General features: G+C 60.3%; 18 protein-coding genes and 1 tRNA gene. 3 read left to right on the forward strand and 16 right to left on the reverse strand.

The annotated features are described in order from the left end of the window. The 4 genes from OBACDRAFT_RS18725 to OBACDRAFT_RS18740 form a co-directional block, all read right to left on the reverse strand. A partial coding sequence (locus tag OBACDRAFT_RS18725; RefSeq protein ID WP_043588271.1) for a 2Fe-2S iron-sulfur cluster-binding protein occupies positions 1 to 773 on the reverse strand: 773 nt, incomplete at its 3' end. Then, positions 770 to 1,579 carry a DUF1638 domain-containing protein gene (locus OBACDRAFT_RS18730; RefSeq protein WP_043588272.1) on the reverse strand — a complete coding sequence of 270 codons (810 nt, stop codon included), beginning with the start codon at positions 1,577 to 1,579 and terminating at the stop codon, positions 770 to 772. The genes OBACDRAFT_RS18730 and OBACDRAFT_RS18725, both read right to left, overlap by 4 nt. A 53-nt stretch (positions 1,580 to 1,632) precedes the next feature. Next, positions 1,633 to 2,397 carry a helix-turn-helix transcriptional regulator gene (locus tag OBACDRAFT_RS26950; protein ID WP_157837184.1) on the reverse strand — a complete coding sequence of 255 codons (765 nt, stop codon included), beginning with the start codon at positions 2,395 to 2,397 and terminating at the stop codon, positions 1,633 to 1,635. Positions 2,398 to 2,410: 13 nt separating this feature from the next. Further along, positions 2,411 to 2,484 (reverse strand) — tRNA-Gln (locus OBACDRAFT_RS18740). Positions 2,485 to 3,725: 1,241 nt separating this feature from the next. Here OBACDRAFT_RS18740 and OBACDRAFT_RS18745 point away from each other — a divergent pair. Both OBACDRAFT_RS18745 and OBACDRAFT_RS31075 read left to right on the forward strand, forming a co-directional pair. Next, a complete protein-coding gene (locus tag OBACDRAFT_RS18745) occupies positions 3,726 to 4,361 on the forward strand; it encodes an SUMF1/EgtB/PvdO family nonheme iron enzyme (RefSeq protein ID WP_332835131.1) in 636 nt (211 codons plus the stop codon). Next, the gene (locus OBACDRAFT_RS31075) at positions 4,358 to 4,657 is read left to right on the forward strand and encodes an SUMF1/EgtB/PvdO family nonheme iron enzyme (protein ID WP_332835132.1); all 300 of its coding nucleotides are present in this window, start codon (positions 4,358 to 4,360) and stop codon (positions 4,655 to 4,657) included. The genes OBACDRAFT_RS18745 and OBACDRAFT_RS31075 overlap by 4 nt, the downstream gene beginning before the upstream one ends. Here the strand turns inward: OBACDRAFT_RS31075 and OBACDRAFT_RS28515 are convergent. The 9 genes from OBACDRAFT_RS28515 to OBACDRAFT_RS18780 form a co-directional block, all read right to left on the reverse strand. Further along, positions 4,633 to 4,854: a hypothetical protein gene (locus OBACDRAFT_RS28515; RefSeq protein WP_157837185.1), complete on the reverse strand. Its 222-nt coding sequence runs from the start codon at positions 4,852 to 4,854 to the stop codon at positions 4,633 to 4,635. The genes OBACDRAFT_RS31075 and OBACDRAFT_RS28515 overlap by 25 nt on opposite strands. A 14-nt stretch (positions 4,855 to 4,868) precedes the next feature. Further along, a complete protein-coding gene (locus OBACDRAFT_RS18750) occupies positions 4,869 to 5,594 on the reverse strand; it encodes a class I SAM-dependent methyltransferase (RefSeq protein WP_043588274.1) in 726 nt (241 codons plus the stop codon). A gap of 29 nt (positions 5,595 to 5,623) precedes the next feature. Beyond that, positions 5,624 to 6,604: an MBL fold metallo-hydrolase gene (locus OBACDRAFT_RS18755; protein ID WP_043588276.1), complete on the reverse strand. Its 981-nt coding sequence runs from the start codon at positions 6,602 to 6,604 to the stop codon at positions 5,624 to 5,626. 65 nt (positions 6,605 to 6,669) lie between these two features. After that, entirely contained in the window at positions 6,670 to 7,929 is a 1,260-nt protein-coding gene (locus OBACDRAFT_RS18760; RefSeq protein WP_232767399.1) for a sulfate ABC transporter substrate-binding protein, read from the reverse strand. Positions 7,930 to 7,955: 26 nt separating this feature from the next. Continuing rightward, positions 7,956 to 10,517, reverse strand: coding sequence for a TonB-dependent receptor (locus OBACDRAFT_RS18765; RefSeq protein ID WP_043588278.1), 2,562 nt, complete (start codon positions 10,515 to 10,517; stop codon positions 7,956 to 7,958). A 453-nt stretch (positions 10,518 to 10,970) separates the two neighbouring features. Further along, complete coding sequence (locus OBACDRAFT_RS18770; RefSeq protein ID WP_125068655.1) at positions 10,971 to 11,156, reverse strand: hypothetical protein; 186 nt, start codon at positions 11,154 to 11,156, stop codon at positions 10,971 to 10,973. Beyond that, complete coding sequence (locus OBACDRAFT_RS28520) at positions 11,140 to 11,379, reverse strand: hypothetical protein (RefSeq protein ID WP_125069324.1); 240 nt, start codon at positions 11,377 to 11,379, stop codon at positions 11,140 to 11,142. Before OBACDRAFT_RS28520 ends, OBACDRAFT_RS18770 begins: the two co-directional genes overlap by 17 nt. 288 nt (positions 11,380 to 11,667) lie before the next feature. Next, entirely contained in the window at positions 11,668 to 12,288 is a 621-nt protein-coding gene (locus OBACDRAFT_RS18775) for a putative globular PEP-CTERM protein (RefSeq protein ID WP_157837186.1), read from the reverse strand. A 40-nt stretch (positions 12,289 to 12,328) separates the two neighbouring features. Beyond that, on the reverse strand, positions 12,329 to 14,644 hold the full coding sequence (locus OBACDRAFT_RS18780; protein ID WP_043588282.1) for an InlB B-repeat-containing protein: 2,316 nt from the start codon (positions 14,642 to 14,644) through the stop codon (positions 12,329 to 12,331). A gap of 861 nt (positions 14,645 to 15,505) precedes the next feature. Here OBACDRAFT_RS18780 and OBACDRAFT_RS18785 point away from each other — a divergent pair. After that, a complete protein-coding gene (locus tag OBACDRAFT_RS18785; protein ID WP_043588283.1) occupies positions 15,506 to 16,264 on the forward strand; it encodes a TrmH family RNA methyltransferase in 759 nt (252 codons plus the stop codon). A gap of 239 nt (positions 16,265 to 16,503) precedes the next feature. On the opposite strand, the gene OBACDRAFT_RS18790 is transcribed toward OBACDRAFT_RS18785, so the two are convergent. From OBACDRAFT_RS18790 to OBACDRAFT_RS18800, 3 genes are all read right to left on the reverse strand, one after another. Further along, positions 16,504 to 17,820: a 2-hydroxyacyl-CoA dehydratase family protein gene (locus OBACDRAFT_RS18790; RefSeq protein ID WP_043588284.1), complete on the reverse strand. Its 1,317-nt coding sequence runs from the start codon at positions 17,818 to 17,820 to the stop codon at positions 16,504 to 16,506. A 63-nt stretch (positions 17,821 to 17,883) separates the two neighbouring features. Then, the gene (locus tag OBACDRAFT_RS18795) at positions 17,884 to 19,107 is read right to left on the reverse strand and encodes a 2-hydroxyacyl-CoA dehydratase subunit D (protein WP_043588285.1); all 1,224 of its coding nucleotides are present in this window, start codon (positions 19,105 to 19,107) and stop codon (positions 17,884 to 17,886) included. Between the two features lie 24 nt (positions 19,108 to 19,131). After that, positions 19,132 to 20,133 (reverse strand): acyl-CoA dehydratase activase, encoded by a 1,002-nt coding sequence (locus OBACDRAFT_RS18800; protein ID WP_043588286.1) that lies wholly within the window; start codon positions 20,131 to 20,133, stop codon positions 19,132 to 19,134. Positions 20,134 to 20,144 lie beyond the last annotated feature (11 nt).

Below are 20,144 nucleotides of genomic sequence, written 5' to 3' on the forward strand. Positions count from 1 at the left end.
ATGGTGGTGTTGCCCGCAATGGTGCCGCCAATAAGCGAGGAGGGCGGGCGTCCGCAGGCGGCGCAGGCGCGGGCGATGAGCGGCGGCAGGGTTTCTTCGATCAGGGCGGTACGCAGGGCGGCGAGGGTTGCCGGTGTAGAGGCGGCTTGGATACGCGTGAGGACGTTGTCGCCGAGGCGGATTTGCGCATTGAAGCCGCCGGCGCGCGCCAGCACTTCGCCAGTGGCGGGATCGGCAAGGAGGACGACCACGGTGGTCGTGCCGATGTCGATGGCAAACACGGTGGCGGGGGGGGGGGGGGGGGCGGGGCTTCGCCCCGAACGTCCAACGTCCAACATCGAACATCCAACATCCAATGTGTTGGGTTGCGAGGCGTGCCAGAGGGGATCGAGGTCGAACGTTGTGTCGATGACGAAGGTTTCGCCGACCTGCGGAGCGGTGTCGAGGTGCCCGTGCGCAGGGATGCGGATGAGGGGGGGGGGGGGGGAGGAGGGGATGTCCGCCGACGGCGGCAGGCTCATGCGGCAGGCGCGGACTTTGGCGGGCGCGGCAGGCGTGGCGGTTATGGTTTGGTCTCCGTCGCGCAAGGAGCCTTCGAGGAGTTCGACTTGGCAGCCGCGGCAGAGTCCGCGGCGTCCGCAACGGGTGTTGAGCGTGATGCCGTGCGCGGCGAGCACTTCGTCAAGGGCGCGGTCTTCGTCGCCGGAACGAAACGGCAGGGCGCGGCGCTGGCCGTCGGGTTGCGCGATAAAAAGCGCAGGATGAGAGGTCATGGCTGGAGAGGTGGCGGCTGGGCGCGCAGGATGTCGGTGGTCACCGTGTGCGTGATGCGCTGGCCGGGGGGGACGATGAGGAAGCGTTGTTCATCCCAATGGCCGGTGAGCAGGTCGCGCAGCAGGGCAGGGTCGCCGGCGGGGTGTGAGTAGTCCCATTTCAGATACTCGGCGCAGCGGCGGGCGTAGTCGGCCTCGGTAGCGGCGGCGGGGGTGCCGAGGTCGAGATAGACGGCGGGGCCGCCGGTGGCGGTCCAGTGTTCGCGTTCGGATTCGATTAAAAATTCGATGTCATCAGGTTCGAAACGGTCGGCCAGTTCGGCGCGCATTTTGTCGATGCGGTCGGGGCCGGGGACGCGGCGGGCCCGGTTCCATCCGGGCGTGTAGTAGTGGCAGCCGGGGCAGCGGGCCTGGTGTTCGGCGTAGCGTTCCTTGCTGCCGAAAAAGAAGGTGATGCAGTCGTGCGCGCGCGGGATGACGAGTGGGATGTCGCGCGCCATGAGGCCATCGGTGCCGAGTCCGCATAGGCCGTAAACGAACACGATGGCGTCGGGTCGCTCAGTGGAGGGTGCGGCAGAGAGTTCGTCGATGTCGGCCTGCAAGGTGGTTCGCAACACGTCGGGGCGGTCGTGCAAGCCGATGTCGTGAAAGCGGCGCGAAATAATCTCCGCCAGCGGCGGCGGCGCAGGGGGAGCGGGGACGGCGGAGGCCGTCAGCATGGCGATTTCGTCCTCCATGACCGAACAGGCGACGAGTGCGATGCGACGAGTGCGATGCGGCGGGATTTGTGCGTGTGCGTCGGGCATGGAATTCGTGGCAGGCGGCGGGTGGAGTGTCGGTTTTGCGCGCGGAGGAAGTGTCAGCGTTTGAGTGTATCCGTTTTTTTATTTCCGCCCATGCGATACTGGCGTGGCGTCATGGCTTTCAAGTCACGGAAAACGTGGGTGAAATAACTTTGGTCGCAAAATCCGCAGGCGGCGGCGATGTCGGCGAGCGAGTTTTCGGTGCGACGCAGGAGTTCGCAGGCGGTTTCGATGCGGAGGTGGCGCAATTGTTCGCTGAACGACATGCCGGTGTGGGCGCGGAGCAGGAAGGCGAAGTGCCCGGGGGAGACGCCGATGTGGCATGCGACCTCTTCACGCGTGACATCGCGGTCGAGCTGGCTGCGCATGAAGTCGAGCGCCTTGATGATGCGCTCCGGCGTGCCGGCGCTGCGTCCGTGGCTCTCCACGGCGGAAAAAATGCGCTCGAAGGCGTCGCACAACCATGCGGACAAATCCTCGTCGTCATCAATGGTGGCGAGTTCGGCGAGATGGCGGAAGTGCAGGCCGAGCACTTCCGTCTGCGCGACGCCGGCCTGCACCGAGGCGCGCGCCATCATGACAACGAGTTCGAGCAGCAGTCCTTTGAGCAATTCGCCATGCGCCCCTTGCTCGCCGCCCGCGGTGTAGATGTGGACGAGGATGAGGTTGATGATTTTGCGCGCAGCGGGACGGTCGCCGCGCAGGAGGGCGGCAAAGAGGTCGGGTTCGCGCAACAAATAGAGTTCACGGATGGCGTCGTAGGGGCGGTCCGGGTCCATCGGCACGGGGGGGAAGTCGGAGATGATGGATGCGCGGGGCATTTTTTTTACGATCTGGCTGCCCGACATGGATTTGAACCATGACTAGGCGAGTCAAAGTCGCCTGTGCTGCCATTACACCATCGGGCAAAGAGATCCTCGATTTTCGAGGGGCGATGAGGGTGTTGGGGATTTCGCAGGTTCGTCAACCGGGAAAATTCCGCCTGGGAGCGCCGGGCCCCAACTCGGCATCGTGCTGATGGCACGGGGTGGCAACGGTGCCGGGCGGGGGTCCGGCGCTCCCAGGCGGAGAGGCAACGTTGCGGGCGGGACGCCCGCGCCACATGTAGGGGCTTCGCTTGCGAAGCCCGCGAATTTGCAAGTGTGGCTCCGTCCGGCAGGCGCGGGCGTCGCAAGCGACGCCCCTACGTGCGGGCGGGACGCCCGCGCCATAGCGTAGCGCAGGCATTCTGCCTGCAAGTCAGTCTATTGCGCGAAGCGCCGCCTTCCCAAATAACAGAATCAGCAAAAAGCAGAAGAGAGCACCGCGCTTCGCGCAACCTATGGATTGCAGGCGAGACGCCTGCGCTACGGGAAGCACGTTGCGGGCGGGACGCCCGCACCACTTTTATTGCCAACCCCAACCCCAATCCGGCGGTGCTTCGCACCGTCCGCGTGAGGCAAAAACTATTTTCAAAATATTTTCTATTTTAACCCATTGATTACTAGCGATTGATTCCAGAAGTCAGGTCTTTGCCCGACTTCACCGACCCTTTGATGTGTTACGGTCTGCCCTTCACTTCTGTATCGCGCTGCTCGCTCTCCGCAACATGCCCAACCGCAACACCACTTCCGCAACGACTTCCGCAAGCGTCGCGCTGTGGTTTGCCTCGGAAGATGCAAGAGGGATGTTACGTAAGTCATTGGTAGTTAAAAAATATCACCCCCCCCCCCACACACACTGAATAAATTTAACTAATCGGAAAGCCGGTCCGGCCCCCCGGCGCGGCGACCGAGGACGCCCGCCCGCCCGGCGGGGATGCCCGCGCACGCAACGGGGGTTCCCGGAGGCGAAGCGGACATTCCCGCTTCCGCTGCGGACATCCCCGGAAGCCTTCCGGACTCTCCCGGAGACTTTCCGGACATCCCCGGAGACTTTCCGAACATGTTCGGAGACATTCCGGGAAAGTCCGGGACCCCGAACGGCTCTCCCGACTCCCCTCCGGCTCCCCCCGATTGGCCTGCGGACTTCCCCGGAAACCCTCCGGACATTCCCGATTTCTTTCCGGGAAAGTTCGGAAAGCTTCCGGGAAAGCCATCTCCCCCCTGCGCCCCGCCCCCGTTGAAACAGTGAAACAGTGAACAATGAACAGTGAAACAGTGAAATAACCATGGATACACACACGACAAAGACACGCACCGCCGCCCTGCTGGCGGCTGCAATGATAACGCTGGGGGCCGCGACAACGGCCTTCGCCGTAACTCCAGGATCGCAGCTCATCACCATGCCGACCGTGACGGTCGGCGACATCGGCAATGCCGCCGATTCGACTGGCTACGGTTCTGTGAGCTACGAGTATCAGATCGGGACGTATGAGGTGACGAACGGGCAATATGCGGCGTTTTTGAATGCTGTGGATAGCACCGGTGCGAACACGTATAATCTCTACAACAGCTACATGAGTAGCAGCAGCTATGGAGGCATCACGTGGAACGGAACGTCCTACGTGGTGAAGGCGGGGTCCGACCTGAAGCCGGTGGTTTACGTGTCATTTTATGATGCGGCGCGGTTCACGAACTGGCTGACGAGCGGGGACACGGAGAACGGTCTTTACGTATTCAGTGCGGACGGTTGGACGATCACGGATAATCCGGACCATGCAGCCAGCAGCGGCTGGGCAGTGGCGAGCGAGGACGAGTGGTATAAGGCAGCGTATTATGATCCGAATAAAGGAGGAGCCGGAGGCTATTGGGCATATCCGACGCAGAGCGATAGTATTAGTGGCAGTCAGGCTAATTACCGATGATAGTAGGCAGTTTTGCCGAGAACACGTACGGGACATTCGATCAGGGGGGTAACGTTTATGAGTGGAATGATACGCTTATAAACGGAACTGACCGTGGGGTGCGTGGCGGCTCGTTCAGCAGCTACGGCGGTGACCACCTCGCCTCTTCGGTCCGCACCAGCATCGATCCCGCCCTCGAGGACAGCAACGTCGGTTTTCGTGTGGTGTCGTTGCTCAGCCAAGTGCCCGAGCCTGGGACGTATGCGGCGCTGGCCGGGCTGGCGATGTTGGTTTACGCCGCGCTGCGCCGCCGCTGATTGGTAACGGAGGGCGGGTCTCCCGACCCGCCAGACGCGGCGCAGCCGCGCCCATCCGAAAAGACGGAAGGGCGGTGCTGCGCACCGTCGGCGGGTCGGGAGACCCGCCCTCCATAGGTAACGAGGAGCGGCGGCATCCTGCCGCCGCTCCGTCGCAAGTTTTGCAGGGCGTAGAATGGGAGTGGAACGGTGGACATGGGGTGGCGGATTGTCATGAGGCAATCTCGGGTTTGAGGGCGATGACTTCGTAGAGGGATTTGTCGGCGTCGTAGCGGCGGACGGTTTGTTTGCGAAGCGAGAGGATGGCGTAACGTCCAGCGAGGGCGTCGCGGATTTTGTCCTCGGTGAAATATTGCCGGGGCACGGCATCGTCGCCTTCGGTCGTGAGTTCCCACGAGGTGGGATCTGGCGGGGCGCCGCGTTCGTCGTAGGCGTTGAGACGAAAGGCAAAAAGTCCTCCAGATCGGAGACGGGCGTGGATCGCGGCAAAAATCTTCAGCGTGTCCTCGCGGGTGAAGTAGTGCAGCGAGAGACTGGCTACAATGAGGTGCCAGCCAACCGCAGCGGCATCGTAAAAAGCGGAGGCAGGGGGGGGAGGGGGGAGCGGCAGGACTTGATCGAGGTCTCGCAGGTCCGCGCGCAGGTGGCGGGCCGCGGGGTTGCGGCGGCGGGAGAGTTCGAGGGCGTTGGCGGAGTGGTCGAGGGCGGTGACGTCATAACCCCGGGTCAGAAGATACGCGGTGTCGTGCCCTGCTCCACAACCGAGGTCGAGCGCACGCAGGGGGGAGGGAGGGGTCGGAGATTCGGCAGGATTGGGTTGGAAAGCGTCTTCCAGCCAGGGCGCAAGCCAAGGGGTGAGTTTCACGTTGCGGGGCGCGGCGGGAGTGTGGAGGGCGTCGGCGTAGCGGCGTTCCCAGATTTCGACGGGAGGATTCATGGAGATTGGTCCGAGCGATCGGGCGCGGGCTATTTTGCGATGTTTCTTGGATTGATGCCTTGGCCCAGAGTGAAGGTGGCGCCGACCGCGCCAACGACGGCATGTTTTCGGTCGAGACCGAGATTGGATCGAAAACGCCAGACCGACTCGATGCCGGTGCAGTGGGCGCCGATGTAGTGGTCAACGCCATACACGGAGAGTTTTTCAGCGGTCCATTCCCAGGTCTGGTCTGTGGCGGCGAAGACGTGGATGCCGCCGATCAGCGCGTGGATGCGCGCCGGGCGGATGAAAGAGCGGGCGTAGTCGAGCGTGTTGACGACCCCGGCGTGGCCGCAGCCGAAGAGGGCGACCAGGCCCTGTTCGGTGTCGAAAATCAGCGCCTGGTCCTCGGGGACGTTGTCCTCGACCGTGCCGGCGGGCGTCCTGACTTTTCCGATACTGCCCCAGTTGCGCTCGGGATATTTTCTCGGCACCGGGCCGGTGAGCCAGATGCCAGGGTGAAGCTGCACTGGCTTGTCATGGATAATGAATACGCCGCCAGTTTTTTCGTAGGCGGGCTTGATCGGGATGAGCGTATTGTCCTCCGTGTCGTCGTCGCCGGAGGTGCGAGGGTAGAAAATGCCTTCGCCGACATGGACGCGGGCGAGGGCACCGGGAGCGTTTTTATCCAGCACCGATTTTCGGAGCGTGAGCAGGCCGCCGATGTGGTCCCAGTGATTGTGGGTGATGATGATTTCGGGCACGTCGGTCAGGTCGATGCCGAGAGTGCGGGCGTTTTCGAGCACGAGGTCGGGATGCGCGCCGGTGTCGAAGAGGATGCGGCGGCCGTCCGCTTCGACGAGGGCGGCGAAGCCCCATTCGCCGAGTTCGCGGCCGTCGGCCAGCATGGTGGAGAGGATCGTGATCTTGAGAGAACGGATGCGGGCGGCATCGGGAGCGGAGGTTGAGGGAAGGACCGGAGTGGCGAAGGAGAGGAACAGGGAAACGAGCAGGAGGCGGGTCGGTGTCATGTGGTATGGTGGGAGTGAAAAATTGGACCGATGAGGGAAAGCGGGCCGATGGGAAGGGAGAGACTTTAGTTCTGAGCGACGATTTCGCGGGTGGTCATCTGCGGGTAGTCGCGTTCGAGGATGCCGCCGGGTGACAGGAATCGGTCGCGGACGCCGGTCCATCCGCCAAAGGCGTCGTCAATGGAAATGATTTCGAGAGTGGCGAAGGAGGCGGCGTGTTTACGCGCAACTTCGGGGTTGGTCGGCCGGTAGTGGTGACGGGCGGCGATCTCCTGCGCCTTGGGGTCGTAGAGATAAATCAAATACGATGCGGTGACGCGGGTGGTGCCGTGTTTTTCCACGTTTTTGTCGAGCCAGGCAACGGGGAGATCGACCCGGAGGCTGACGGGCGGCGCGACAATCTCGAAGCGGGAACCGTCGGAAGCGCTCAGGCGGGCGCGGGCTTCGCTTTCGAGAACGAGGAGCACGTCGCCAGTGCTTTTTTGCGTGAAGGTGGCAAGGGAGCCGGCAGAGGTGGAGTTGAGCACGGGGACTTGGGCGTAGAGTTTTAAGATGGTGTCGCGGGCGGCGGCTTCGTTGTTGCCAGTCTGCCGGAGCGCGGAGGCCCAGGCGGCAAGGTAGGTCCACTGGCCGACGCTGTCACGCTTGGGGTCGGGCGTGATGACCGAGACGCCGGGTTTCACCAGGTCGGACCAGTCGCGGATGGCCTTGGGGTTTCCTTTGCGGACGAGAAACACAACGGTGGTCGTGAAGGGGACGCTGTTGTTGGGCAGGCGGGTGCGCCAGTCGGCGGGAAGGAGGTTGCCGGGGGTGGAGAGAAGGTCGATGGCTCCGGGATGATCGAGGATGACGAGGTCAGCATCGGAGCTTGCGCCACCGCCGAGCAGGGTGCGGGTTTGGGCAAAGGTGGAACCGTGGGTGCCGTTGACGGTGAGGCTATAGCTGGTCTTTTTCACCCATTCCTTGCCGAAGATTTTGTTGATCTCGGCGAAGAGGTCGCGCGTGGTGCCGAAGGAGGCGTTCTGGATGGTGACCACGCGGTCTTTTGGAGGAACGGAGGAGACGTCGATTTGTGTCCAGCGGCTGTCCACTCCAAAAGCGCCTTCGCCATTGCAGCAAGCGGCGGCGCGGGCGTGTGGGTATGTGGCAGGGGTGAAGGCAAGAAGGAGCGTGAATAGGATGCGGCGGAGGTGTTTCATGGTGGTAGTGTAATGATGGATACGTAGTGGAGAGAGAAACGGGGGGAGGGGGGGGAGAGTGAAAAAGTCCCCCCCCCCCCCGGAGACTGCGACGTTCACCGGGGGGGGGGGGAGGACAACGGACATACACGTTGTGTCAAAACACCGCCGTTTTAGAAACGGTAGGTGAACTTGCCTTGGATGCCGAGGCGCTCGGCAGGAACGAGGTAGGGAGTGGGATTGATGATGCCGCCGGGACCGCCGGCGGGCGTCCAGTTCTTCTCGTTGGTGACATTGAGGATATCGATGTCGAGTCGCCATTTCCTGGCGGCGTAGAAGGCGCCGAGGTCAATGGAGTGCTGGGTGGGCACTTTGATGCTGCCGGCATCATTGACGTTCCAGGAAGAGGTGATCCAGGCGTTGGCCTTGAGACCGAAACCGTTGTCGAAACGGTAGGCGACCCATGCGTTGGCGCTGTTGAGCGGCGAGAACGGGAAGCGGCCTCCGGTTTTTTCGTAGCTGGCGTCGATGTAGCTGTAGTTGGCGCCGAGGGCGAGGTTGACCGTGGGTTGATAGGTGGCGGCGAGTTCCAGCCCTTCGTAGATGAGGTTGTAAGTGCTCGGATCGCCACCGATGAGGTTGGCGGCGGGAATCTGTCGGGTCTGGTGGAACCAGGCGGCGCTGGCGAAGAGCTTGTTCGGGATGAGCTCGAACTTGACGCCGAGTTCGAAGAGTTCGCTTTTCACATCGAAGTAAGAATCGGAGAGGGTGTTTCCGGAGCCGGTGAAACCCTGCGTCTGGCAGCAGCCGCAATCCTGACTGGAGATGTTGTAGTCGTAGGTGAAATACGTGCTGGCCCAGCGGATGGGACGGAAGGCGATGCTGGTGTTGATGTCGCCGTTCCATGCGGTGGCGGAGTCGTCGGTGTTGAGTCCGGCATAAAAGCCGTCGTTGACGAGGCGCTTGGTGAGGGCGTTGGTGGTGATCGAATCGTCCACGTAGGAGAGGCGGCCGCCGAGGCGCCAGGTCCACTTCTCGTCGATGTCGAATTTATGTTCGCTGAAGAGGTTGGTGGTCTTGAGCGTGTTGATGCGAGCTTCGCCACCGGCGAGGCCGGGGCCGAGACCGGCGGGGCCTCCGGCGGCGATGCCCTCGTAACCATTGCCCGTGCGCCAAGTGGGCGTCCATGTAAGCCAGCCGTAAGTGGGGGAGTAGATAATGGCGTGTTTGCCGTCCGGGTGGACACTGTTGGGCGTGCCGGTGCCGGGGCCGCGGTTGAAGAGGTTTTCGGTGATACCAAGGCCGGCGCCGGTGCTGAGGGAGCCGCCTTGGGTGGCGTCGGCGTTGGGCACGGGGTTGGCCTGGTCAGCCACGGCGGCAACGTTGCAGGTGTTTTCAAGCCAGCGATAGGAGACGCCGCTGTTGCTCTGGTGGCGGATGTTTTTGCCAAAGAGTTCAAACTCCTTGTCGGAGAGGAGTTCGAAGCGCGATTCGACGAGTTTGTTGATGTGACCGCCTGTGCTGAAGTCGTGGGTGGTCTGCTGGTTGTCGCTGTATTGGAAGATGGTGTTGTTGCGGAGGGTGAAGGTGTCGTTGAGCTTCACGCTGGAGATGACTTGAGCGATATATTCGTCCGCATCGTTGCTGGCCTCATCGCTATAGATTGTTTGATCCCCCCTGATTTTGACATCGTGCGGATTCTGGATTGTCCAGCCGGTGATGGTGGCGGGGTTAGTCGGGCTGTTGGCGGCTTGCCCACCCGCGCCATAATTGATGGTCGGAACGGCGGTGCCGGCACGGTACACCCAGTTGTCGATCAGATTTTGCGAGAGGCGATTGATGCCATTGGGGATGGCACCTTCAGATTGAGTATAGGAGAAGTTGGCGTCAACGGTGACCTTGGAATTGGGACGCCAAGCGACGGCGCCGAAGATGTCCTTGGAGTCGGCTTCCGAGTTGCCCCAGTAGAGATCCGCTTCGGCTTGGAGGAGGCTGAAGCGGATGGCGAGTTTGTCCTTGATGAGTTCGGTGCTGTGGTCGAGTTGCACGGAGTACTGCGGATAGGTGGTCTCGGAGTGCAGTCCGAGGCGTCCGAATTTCACAGTGAACTCGGTCTGGTCTTCGCCAAAGAAGGGTTTTTTCGTGACGTAGTTCACGTAGCCGGCGGTGCGGGAGGTGTTGCCTTGGATGACGCTGGGAACGCCGGCAACGATGTCGGCGGATTCCCAAGCGTTGTCGTTGAACGGACGGACAGCCGTGTTGAAGAGCACGATGTTGTTGCGCAGCGTGTCGGCGGCGCCGCCGCGGATGCGGGGGACGGAATAGGGCGAGGAGGAAGCCCGTTGGATACTGGGTGAGTAGCGGGAGAGGTCCGAGAAGTTCTGGATGTTGTCGTTGTCGATCTGGGCCTTGCTGACTTGGAAGACCGAGCGCGGCGTTTCGCGGATCGTCTCTTCGAAGCCATAAAGCGAGGTGGAGGGACGCGTGGGCAGGACGGACTGGTCGGCGGGAATGTCGTCGATGACGACTTTGTCGAGCAGCGTCGCCTCCTCGACCGGAGTCCCCGTGGATGAGGCGGAAGACGCGGGCGCAGGGGCGGCGGTGGATGAAACACCGGAGGATGGTGTCGTAGTATTGGTGGTTGCGGTGGCCGCATAAGCGGACGACACGGCAGCGGGCAGCGCAAGCGCCGCCACCAAAGCTGGCGCAAGGCGCAGCAGGGATGGATGTGACATGATTGTTAGGTCAACTGACTTGTTTACTGGTGATATGAGGGGGAAAATCACCGGGCGGACGGTGCTGGTCTGCGCCCACTGGCGAAATCCGGTTTGATTAGGTGGGTACACCCGGGATGTCTGCCGTCGGCGGCCAGCATCCGAAAGGGCGCCCCCGACTCGCGCATGAGACAACGTGGAGTCGGTGAAATGGGGGGAATCCCGATGGCGTCCGTGGATCGAAATCCCTGCGAGGGTCGTCCTGCCCCGGACACGCAAGAGGTCTCTGGCAGATTCCCGTTCAGGCCGGTGCGGTAGTGATGGCTTGGTGACGCCAACCGTGGGGGGAGGCATCGCAGGAATCGTATCGGTGGCGTTCCTCCAGAGGCCTGGTCGTTTGCATCCGTGCAGAGAGGAATTCCCTCTTCATGCGGCCTATTCCCTATCATTCTAGTCAAGATACAAACAATAAGTTTATCCGCTCTTAACAAAGAACAGGATGTTATGGGGGGAATAAGCTGAAAGTTTACGGAAGGGGGGAAACGCAATCAGTGGCCCCTTCTTCCATGTCGCGCCGATGTCGAGCCGGGTGGTCTCCGCGGGCGTGAGCGTGACGAGGGCGCGTCCATCCCAAAGCGTGTATTCAGAATTCGATGACATCGGCATGGGCATCATCATCGTGGGCGTGAAGGGCGCGCAGGCTGTGGCGATGCCGCTCCATCGGTGGCGCGGGCATCCCGCCCGCATCGGCAGGCGAGGCGCGTTGCGCCTGTATCCATTTAGCGGAGAGGAGAAGTGGTGGAGGGGGCAACTCTGGCGCGTCAGCGCCTGGGAGCGCCGGCATCTTGCCGGCAGACGACGCGAAGCGTCGTTGGGTCGGCATCAAAAGTGGCGCGGGCGTCTCGCCCGCATCGGAACAGAATGCGGGCGGGACGCCCGCGCCACTTTGCCATCAGCACGATGCCGGCAGGATGTCGGCGCTCCCTGCAAAAAAAAAGGCGGGACAAGGCGAGGGAAAGGCTGAGTCCTGTGACGGAAACCTATGACGAAATCCACACAAAACCCAAACTCTCCCCTCATCTTGCCCCGTCCCAAAGGATCGGGAAGTCTTAAAAAAAATTGAAAGAGCTAACCCGTTGGAGGTCGGGAGACCCGCCATCCAATGGCTTCGTCACCGACGACGACGCACGGTCACATAGGCGAGGATCGCCAGACCGGCGAGGATCGCGTAGGTCGAGGGCTCCGGCACCGCACCATTAGGCGCAAGGGTTCCGGGAATGCCTGACATCACCGGAGGATTCGTAACATAATCATACCCGTTGGATACGACCGTGGTACCACCAGTGCCAAGCTTTGCCGTTCCATAGATCAAAGCCTGGGAAACCTCGGTCCCCTGGATCAGATTCCAATACCTGTCCCACTCCTCCGCTCCGATGCCACTAACAGTCTCAAGCGTGATGAGTTCTCCGGGCGTGTATTGGAAAATACGCACCTCTGTATAGATAGTGGCTCCTTTTTCCGCATATATCTTGCCCGTCAAGAGGGCTTCATCCAAGCCCCACCACCAGCCATTCGAATCAAATATGCCGGCTTGGACAAACGACAGAGAGGACGATGCAGTATCACCCCACCACAGCGTGGCTACATAGCCAGTATCGGAGGTGATAATACCATTGGCATCCGTGTACGACTCATCTGCCCAGCAGTTGATCGTAAGATTTTGCGCCGCTTGAGTCGCCAAAGGTAAACCCACGGTCAGCACAAGTGCGAATATGCTTATTGTTTTTTTCATCATATGTATATTTTATTAATACGAACCTGACAGAGATCAATTAATGGACGATGGAGGTATTTTCCTCCACGGTGAGCGGCGGCTGCTGCCAGATGGCATCAGAATATGGCGTATAGTAATATCCCTCACCAATATCAAATGACGGAATTCTGCCGCCAGTCCATGCTGTGCCAGCATTGGTGATGCTATAGGAATCGTCCTCTCCATTTACATCCAGCTTATTAAAAGCATCGCGTCGGCTCATCACATATCCAATATCAACCGGATTGGTGACAGCCACAGGCACGGCTGAACCGATCTGCCAATTAATTCCTGCCGACAATGCATAGGTTTGAGGAGTCTGACTTACCACGCCTCCAAAATTAATGGTGGCCGCAAGGCTTGCGCTGCCGTTGGTTACATAAGCTGCATAACCGACAGGCAGAGCATAATCACCTCCACTCGACCAGCCTGCGCCACTGTTGCGTCTGGTGGACGACAATGTTTCCCCGTAAGTTGCGGAATTGATGTCTATATCTATCACATCCACGGATGACCGGCCCGGCAGACTTCCAAACAAGCCGTTCACAGTGTCGTCGGCGCTAATCAACTGATTGGCTACCAGCTTCACTTCGCCGGGCAGGATCGTAATCTTGTATTGGCCCGAAATGATCGTGTTATAGATCGTGCTGGAATCCGTTGCCGGGGTGCCATTGGCGTTGAATACCTTGGTGCTCGTCACCACGCGGTAGAAGCGGGCGGTATCGCTGCCGCTGAGCGGATTGATGATCAGGGTGAACCGGGTCTGGTCCTCGTTGAGCGTCACCGTGTAATGCGTGCCTTCCACGGCGACAGGCCATTCGGTGGTGAGGGTCAAATCGGTCGTGGTGACCACCCGCAACTTATCGAGGTCAAACACTTGCGTCTGGTCCGGATCGTTCGGGTCGGCGTCGATGTCGCCCTCTATCACAATGCCGCCGGGAGTGCTCGGATCGGGAATCACGACAACGCTGTCGTCGTCGATCTTCGCCGGAATTGTCGGCTCAGGCACCGCCGTCCAGTGCGCGGTCAGCGTGAGCGCCCCGGTCACGGGCGTGCCGAAGCTCCAGGCGCTCGCCCCGTCATACCAACCGGCGAAGGTGTATCCGGTTTTCGTCGGCGCGGCGGGCTCTGTCGCCGTCGCTCCGTAGTCCACCGTCTGGCTGCTCACCGGCGAGCCGCCATCCGGATCGAAGGTCACCGTAACCGACGTGGGGGCGGGAGGGGGCGTCACGATGACGGGTGCCTCCGTGGCAGTGAGCCACACTTCCTTGCCGTTGTAGGTGACGAGAAATTTGTAAACGCCACCGTTGCCGTTGACGATGAGGATGGAGTTGTTTTTGGCGTTCTTGAACTGCTGCGAAATATAGCTGCTGGCCGCCAGAATCCTGAATGAATCGCCCGCCTTGATGTTGGCATCGGAGACATCGACATCGAGCATGGCCGCCGAAGGTTCGATCTCCATATACTTGTTGGAAATGATCGCTCCGTAGTCGTCCGCCGTGCGGATCACGGGGCGGTAGGTGGTGTTGAAGTGAATCTTCACCCAGCCGTTGGTCACGGTCTGCTGCCCGTGGGCCACCAGCGTGTTGTTGCCGCCCGCCATGTAGATGCTGCCGGTAATGGGAGCGGCGGCTCCATTAAAAAGCTCCACCGTCGTGTTTTTGCCGAGAATATCGAGCGTGTAGGGGTCGCCTCCCAGCGCACTGACCGAGCCGTAATTGCGGATCGTGCCACCTGTAATGTTGCTGCACACATAGATGCCGTAGTAGTTGCTGGAGGAAACGTCACCGTAGTTGGTGATATCAATCTTCCCGGCAGTATAGACATAGATGCCGTAATCCCCACTGGTTGTCCTTGCGGAACCGAAATTGGTGATCTTGATATCGCCAGCGACGGTGGCGGCATAAATGCCGTGGCCCTTGCCCGCGATGCTCGCGCCGTCAGCGTTGAGCACTTCGATATTTCCCGTCTTGGTGGCAGTGAGGCCCACCCCATACGTACCGGAGGTGGTGATGGAGCCGGTGTTTTCCAGATAGACATCCCCACCGGAAGAGCTGTAGGCATAAATACCGTTGGGGCCGCTGACATTGATTATGCCACCATTGGCTACTTCAATGTCACCGGAGACCGACGTGGCGCCAATGCCATTGGCCGTACCGGTCAGGGTGCCGTTGGAATAGGTGATCTTCAGGTTTTCTGAACCTGAGACACTTTTGGTGATAACAGGGGAATTTCCGCTGTAGTTGTACTCAGCGGCCGAGAGACCGGGCGAAAAGCCGGCCAAGACAAAGGTCATCAGCAGGGTTGTTCCTGTTTTTTTACGTTTTATATTCATGTCCAGAGCATTTTAGATTAGAGCATTGTCGATTCAATTTGCCGCAAGATTTAAGAGATCACGCAGAGACGCAGAAGCGCAGAGAAAACATAGATTGCTAATTATAGATAATAGGCAGAGTTAACAGTTTCGAGAAGCGACAGTCCGCCATTCGCAGAATTAACTAAATTGACGACTCGCCATCAGGCAAAATCTCTTAAACCTTGCGATAAATTGAACCGACAATGCTCTAAGCTCCGGAAGCCGTGGGTCAGACAGTGATGATCGAAGTTGGAACAGAGTGAATGCATGAAGTGATGGGTCGGGGGATGTAAGGTTTTTCGTGGGTCTGTCATCTCTTTTTTTCCAGAGGGTCCTCTTGTTGGCACACTTATAAAACAAGCAAAGGGGCTGCAAATAAGAGGAAAAAAAACGGAGGCGATTTTATCGCCTCAAACCGACTTTTGTAAAATGCTTGTTTTTATATAAAAACAAAACGGGTTTTATATTTCCCGAACGACCGTTCAATATTTAAACGATTGATCAATAAGTTACGTAACTTTTTTTAAAATATTTTCAGGAGAGCAGATCTGTTTGCATTGTTTCGCGTCCGAAACGGCGGGCATTCTTTCATTCGTTTTGGGTCCGACAGCCCGAATATTTCACCCATTCCGCAGCCGGGAAACGGCTATCGCCGCTCCGTGCGGGCGGAACCCTCGCGTTGTAGGGGCTTCGCTTGCGAAGCCCGCGAATTTGCAAGTGTGCTCCGTCCGGCAGACACGGGCGTCGCAAGCGACGCCCCTACGGCGGGCGGGACGCCCGCGCCACGTCCGGCAGACTGCGCGCTTGCCAGCAGGGCGCAAACACGGCCCCGTTGCGCGCATGGCCAGCGCCGAACTTAAACTTTGCGGACTCCCGGCGGTAAAAGCGCGTTTTCAACGCGACGCCGCCAGCTTCCGTCGTCTCTACTTTGACTACGAAACAGCTCGCAAACTCGGCATCATTTGCAAAACCCTCGCCCTCGCCAAAAAAGTCTATCGCTGCGTTGAGCCCGCCGAACTCGCCAAGATCGCCGGCACCCTGCACCACGGCGGCGTCGTTGCCGTGGTGGACGAGCCCGCGCTCCGCGCCCCGCTACCGCGCGAGGTGCGGGCGTGGGCGAAGGCGGGCACGCCGCTGCTGCTGCTCGATCGCATCGGCAACGCACACAACGTCGGTGCCATCGCGCGCACCGCGGCGTTTTTCGGCGTCGCGCACATCATCATCCCGGCTCACGCGTTCGCCGCGTTGCCGGGCGAATCCGCCCATCGCATCGCCGAGGGCGGACTCGAACACCTCACGCTCTGGCGTGTGCCGACGCTTGCCCGGTTCTGCGCCGAGTTGCACGAGGCCGGTTACGAAGTCGTCGGAGCAGCCACCCGCGGCGGAGCGTTGACGTTGCCTGCGTTGCCGGGGGGGGGGGGAGGGCCGCGCGCGCTTGTGCTTGGCAACGAGGAGCACGGTCTGGCTGCGGAGGTCGCCGATGCTTGCACGCGCCTTGTTACAATCCCCGGCAGCGGAAAAATCGAATCGCTCAACGTTTCAGCCGCCGCCGCGATTCTCATGTTCGCGCTGCTGAAACCAGTAGTCAGTAGACAGTAGCCAGAAATCAGAGATCAGCTTCTGACTACTAAAGCATTTTCGGTTTATTTTATCTCACGCAGAGACGCAGAGAGAACGCAGAGTCGGAAAAATAAAATGTTTGCAATCTATTTATAATTAGCAACCTGTGTTTTCTCTACGTCTCTGCGTGATCTCTTAAACCTTGCGACAAATTGAACCGACAATGCTCTAAATGAAACTGATCTATTGACCCCAATCGACGGATGTTGCCGTCGATATCAGAAGGATTCGTTGAGTTGTTCGAGGAAGGCTTTGATCTTCATCGTCTGCTCCTCGGTCGTGGGCTCATTGTGCACCGTGTGCTCAAGGGCAACGATAGGGAAACCCTGCTTGCGAAAATAATTGCGCTCCAGTTGCTGTACAAGGCTCGCGTAGGGGCAGGCTGTGACTGCGGAGGAAATGAGACCCCGCGCTCCAGTCTTTTCGATCAGCGCCTCGATGCCGCGGCGGCGCAGGAGGGCCGAGGCGCCGGTGGCCTCGCCGAGTTCGCCGCGCAACTGCGATTCGAAAAGATAATGCGCAAGGGATTCGAGCGGCGGCACGTCCTCGCGATAAAGTGAGGTGCCCAGCAACACGAAGCCGACCAGCACGGCATTGGCCTTTTCCAGCAATTGGAAAAAGCTCAGCCCGCCCGGAGGCCCGCCGGCCAGAATGAGAGGGAGATAGGGACGCGTTTCCGGAACTTTCGCGGCCTCCTCCAACTCGGCCAGCAGACGATTCAAGACGTCGAAATATTTTTTTGGATTCCCAAAATAGGTGCTGGAGCCGCCCAAGAGCCACATGACTTCGAGACTGCCGACATCGAAAGGACGCGTGAGGCGCAGTTCGAGAATGCGGGCGACTTTGCGCAAGGCTTCGTTCTTCTGCCGGATTTCAGCAGCCAGACGGTCTTCGTCCACCGGGTGGCCCTGAAGCCAGATGGACGATTTCCGGAGTTCGCCAGCGAGAAATTTGACGCGGTTTTCGAGTCCTTCGCCGACCTTGAAGGCCGTGGCGCCCTCAAGGGTGTAAACTTCGTAGCCGGCGCTGCGGGCGTGTTCGATGACCATGCCGATGGGCTCGCAGCCGGAACTGAAGGCAAAGATGCGTTTGATGGGATCTTCGCGCTTGAGATGCCAGCGTCCGATCATCGTTTTGATCATGGAGCAGAATTCGGAGGGTATCTGATACGTGTCCTCGGCAATCCGTTCGGAGCGGTGGCTTTCCTTGCGCCACAATTCCATGATGGAGGTGGCAATGGTGTCGGTGGCGCGCAGGAGCGGGGAATCCCAGGCCGCGCCGCCCCAGACCGCGCTGCGGCCTTCCTGGACGACGAGTTGCTCGATGCGCTCGAGATTCCACGAGCGGGCGAGTTCGTTGAGATCGACGATGGCTTGGGAGAAGGGTTTCTCCACCTTGGCATTGAAGATGTCGGGTTGGAAGCGGCTGCCGTGGTGAACGGTGCCGGGCTGGTAGTCGGGAGCATCCACGCGGATGCGGTTTTCGGTGTCGATGGATACGGAGTCCGGAGAGTCAAATGTGACGGTGTTGCTCATGGCGGTGTGGCTTGGCGGGTTACGTGTAGTTTGGTATCGGTTACAGGTCTTGTCGTCGTGGCGTCAGGCGTTGACCACGGGGGTTGGAGTGGCCGCGTTGAGTTGTTTCTCGCGGATCACATCGATAAACGCCTCAAGGCGGGTGAGGAGCTGGCCGCGGTCGCTCTCGGAGTAGTCGCTGGAGAGCGCGAGGACGGGGAGCCCGAGTTCGTGGAAGCGGTCGATGAACGATTTCTGGCTTACGCCGTAGCAGGCGCAGAACTTGAGGAAGACGTAGAGGACGCCGTCCACGTTATAATCCTGCGCGAGCCGGGCGGAGAAATCGAGGGCGTCGCCAAGCGGGCGCTGGCGGGCGCAGGGCGACTGGTCGAGATAGCCGTCGGCGAGCGCCTGGTAAGGGTCGCCGGTCTCGGGCACGGTATGGTAGAATGGCCTCGCCCCGGCGCAGTGATCCTCGATGACGATGCGGGCGCCGAGTTCGTTTTCCACGATGTCGAGGATGCGCCGGTCGCCGTCGGCCATGATGCTGCCCGACACCATGAGGCGGATCTGACGCTGGCCGGGGGGGGGGGGGGGGGGGGGGGCAAGCGTTTCGTAGTGGCGGTAAAGCTGTTCCAAAACGGGTAGCAGCTTGCGGGGCTCGACGTAGTAATAGCCGCGTACGATGTCGAGGAAGGCTTGGCCGGTGAGCGCGGGATTGGCGCGCTTGCGCAGCTCGGAAAACTTGCGCAGGAGGCGGCGTAGTTGGTTATAAACTACAACCTCGGCGCGCACGTCGTCGTCCGTGATGGGCCTGCCGGTGAGTTCGGCGAGGTCGTCGCGAAATTCGAGGATTTCGTCGCGGAAGAATTTTCGCGATGACTCGGAATCGCGCAGCTTGGGAAGGTTGAGCAGGCGCGTGGGCGTGAACAGCTCAATGACCTCCGAGGCGCGTTTCATCGTGGCGCAGGTGTGGAAATTATAGACCTTGTCGAAGGCTTTGTAGAATGGATCGCCCTGCTCGAAGCCGCCGATGCAGCTTTTGGTGAAATCGCAAAATACGCTCTGCGTGAAAAGCTCTCCGGCGGCGGCCTGCTCGGAGTTGCCGCCCTTGAAAAGGCGGGCGTGGCGGACGCCGGCGGCGTTGAGCAGTTCAAGCGGCGTGTAGTTGCAGAGATAGGCGGCTTTCTTGACGCCAACGGCGTCAATGAGAGCTTTTTGCTCGGCCTGGATGAAGGCGGAAAACTGCTCGGGATAGATGATATCCGGTTCGCTTCCGGAAGCGATGGTGTCGGGTCTGATGCTCATGGTGTTGGTGGTGATGTCGGTCGTTTAGCAGGCGAGGCTGTTGTCGAACTCAACCTCGGTGACGTTGTCGGCGGCGGCGGGCGCGGCAGTGAGGAGGACCGGCGTTTCGGCGGATTTCGTCAGCACGAAGGGGCGGGCCTGATACTTGGCGGCGACTTCGGGCGAGGCCGCCGCATGCTTGCCCGCATAGACGGCGGCTCCGAGCGCGCCGGCGAAAATCAGGTCGATCTTTGGTATTTGGAATTTGGATTTAAGCAGGGTTTCAAGAACCTGCCACATGCCGGGGTTGTTCGATACGCCTCCGGTGAAGGCGAGGCCGGGCTCGATGCCGATGCGGCCGAGCAGATTGTTGACGCGGCGGGCGGCGGAGAGGTGCACGCCGGCGGCGATGTTGGCGCGGGCTTCGAGGTCGTTGTTGCGCTCGCCGCGGGCGCGCAGCGAGATCATCTCGGACTCGGCGAAGACGACGCACTGGCTGCTGATGGGCGCGGGGTCTTTGGATTCGAGGGCGACGGGGCCGAGTTCGTCGAGTTCGATGCCGAGCAGGGCAGCGGCTTTTTCCAAAAAGCGGCCGGTGCCGGCGGCGCATTTGTCGTTCATGACAAATTCGACGACCTTGCCCGTGCGGGGGTCGATCTTGATGGCCTTGGAGTCCTGGCCCCCGATGTCGATGATGGTGCGCGTGTCGGGTAGGACGGTGTGCGCGCCCATCGCATGGCAGCTGATCTCGGTGACGACCTGGTAGGGAATGTCCTCATATTTGAGCGAGATGCGCCCGTAGCCGGTGCCCACGATGTAGGCGATGTCGGCGCGCTGCAGGCCCGACTCATCGAGGAGGCGGCGGAGCAGTTCGTCGGCGGTCTCCTGCATGTAGAGACCGGTCGGAATGAAGGCGGTGTGGATCACGTCCTCGATAATAAGAACGCCCTTGGAGCCGCGTGAGCCGATGTCGAGGCCGATGACGGGCCAGGCGGGGCCATAAGTCCAGGTGCCGGAGGCAATGATGTCCTGTGCTTTGTATTTCATGATGTGTGTGT

The sequence above is a fragment of the Geminisphaera colitermitum TAV2 genome (genome assembly GCF_000171235.2).
Classification (GTDB): domain Bacteria; phylum Verrucomicrobiota; class Verrucomicrobiia; order Opitutales; family Opitutaceae; genus Geminisphaera; species Geminisphaera colitermitum.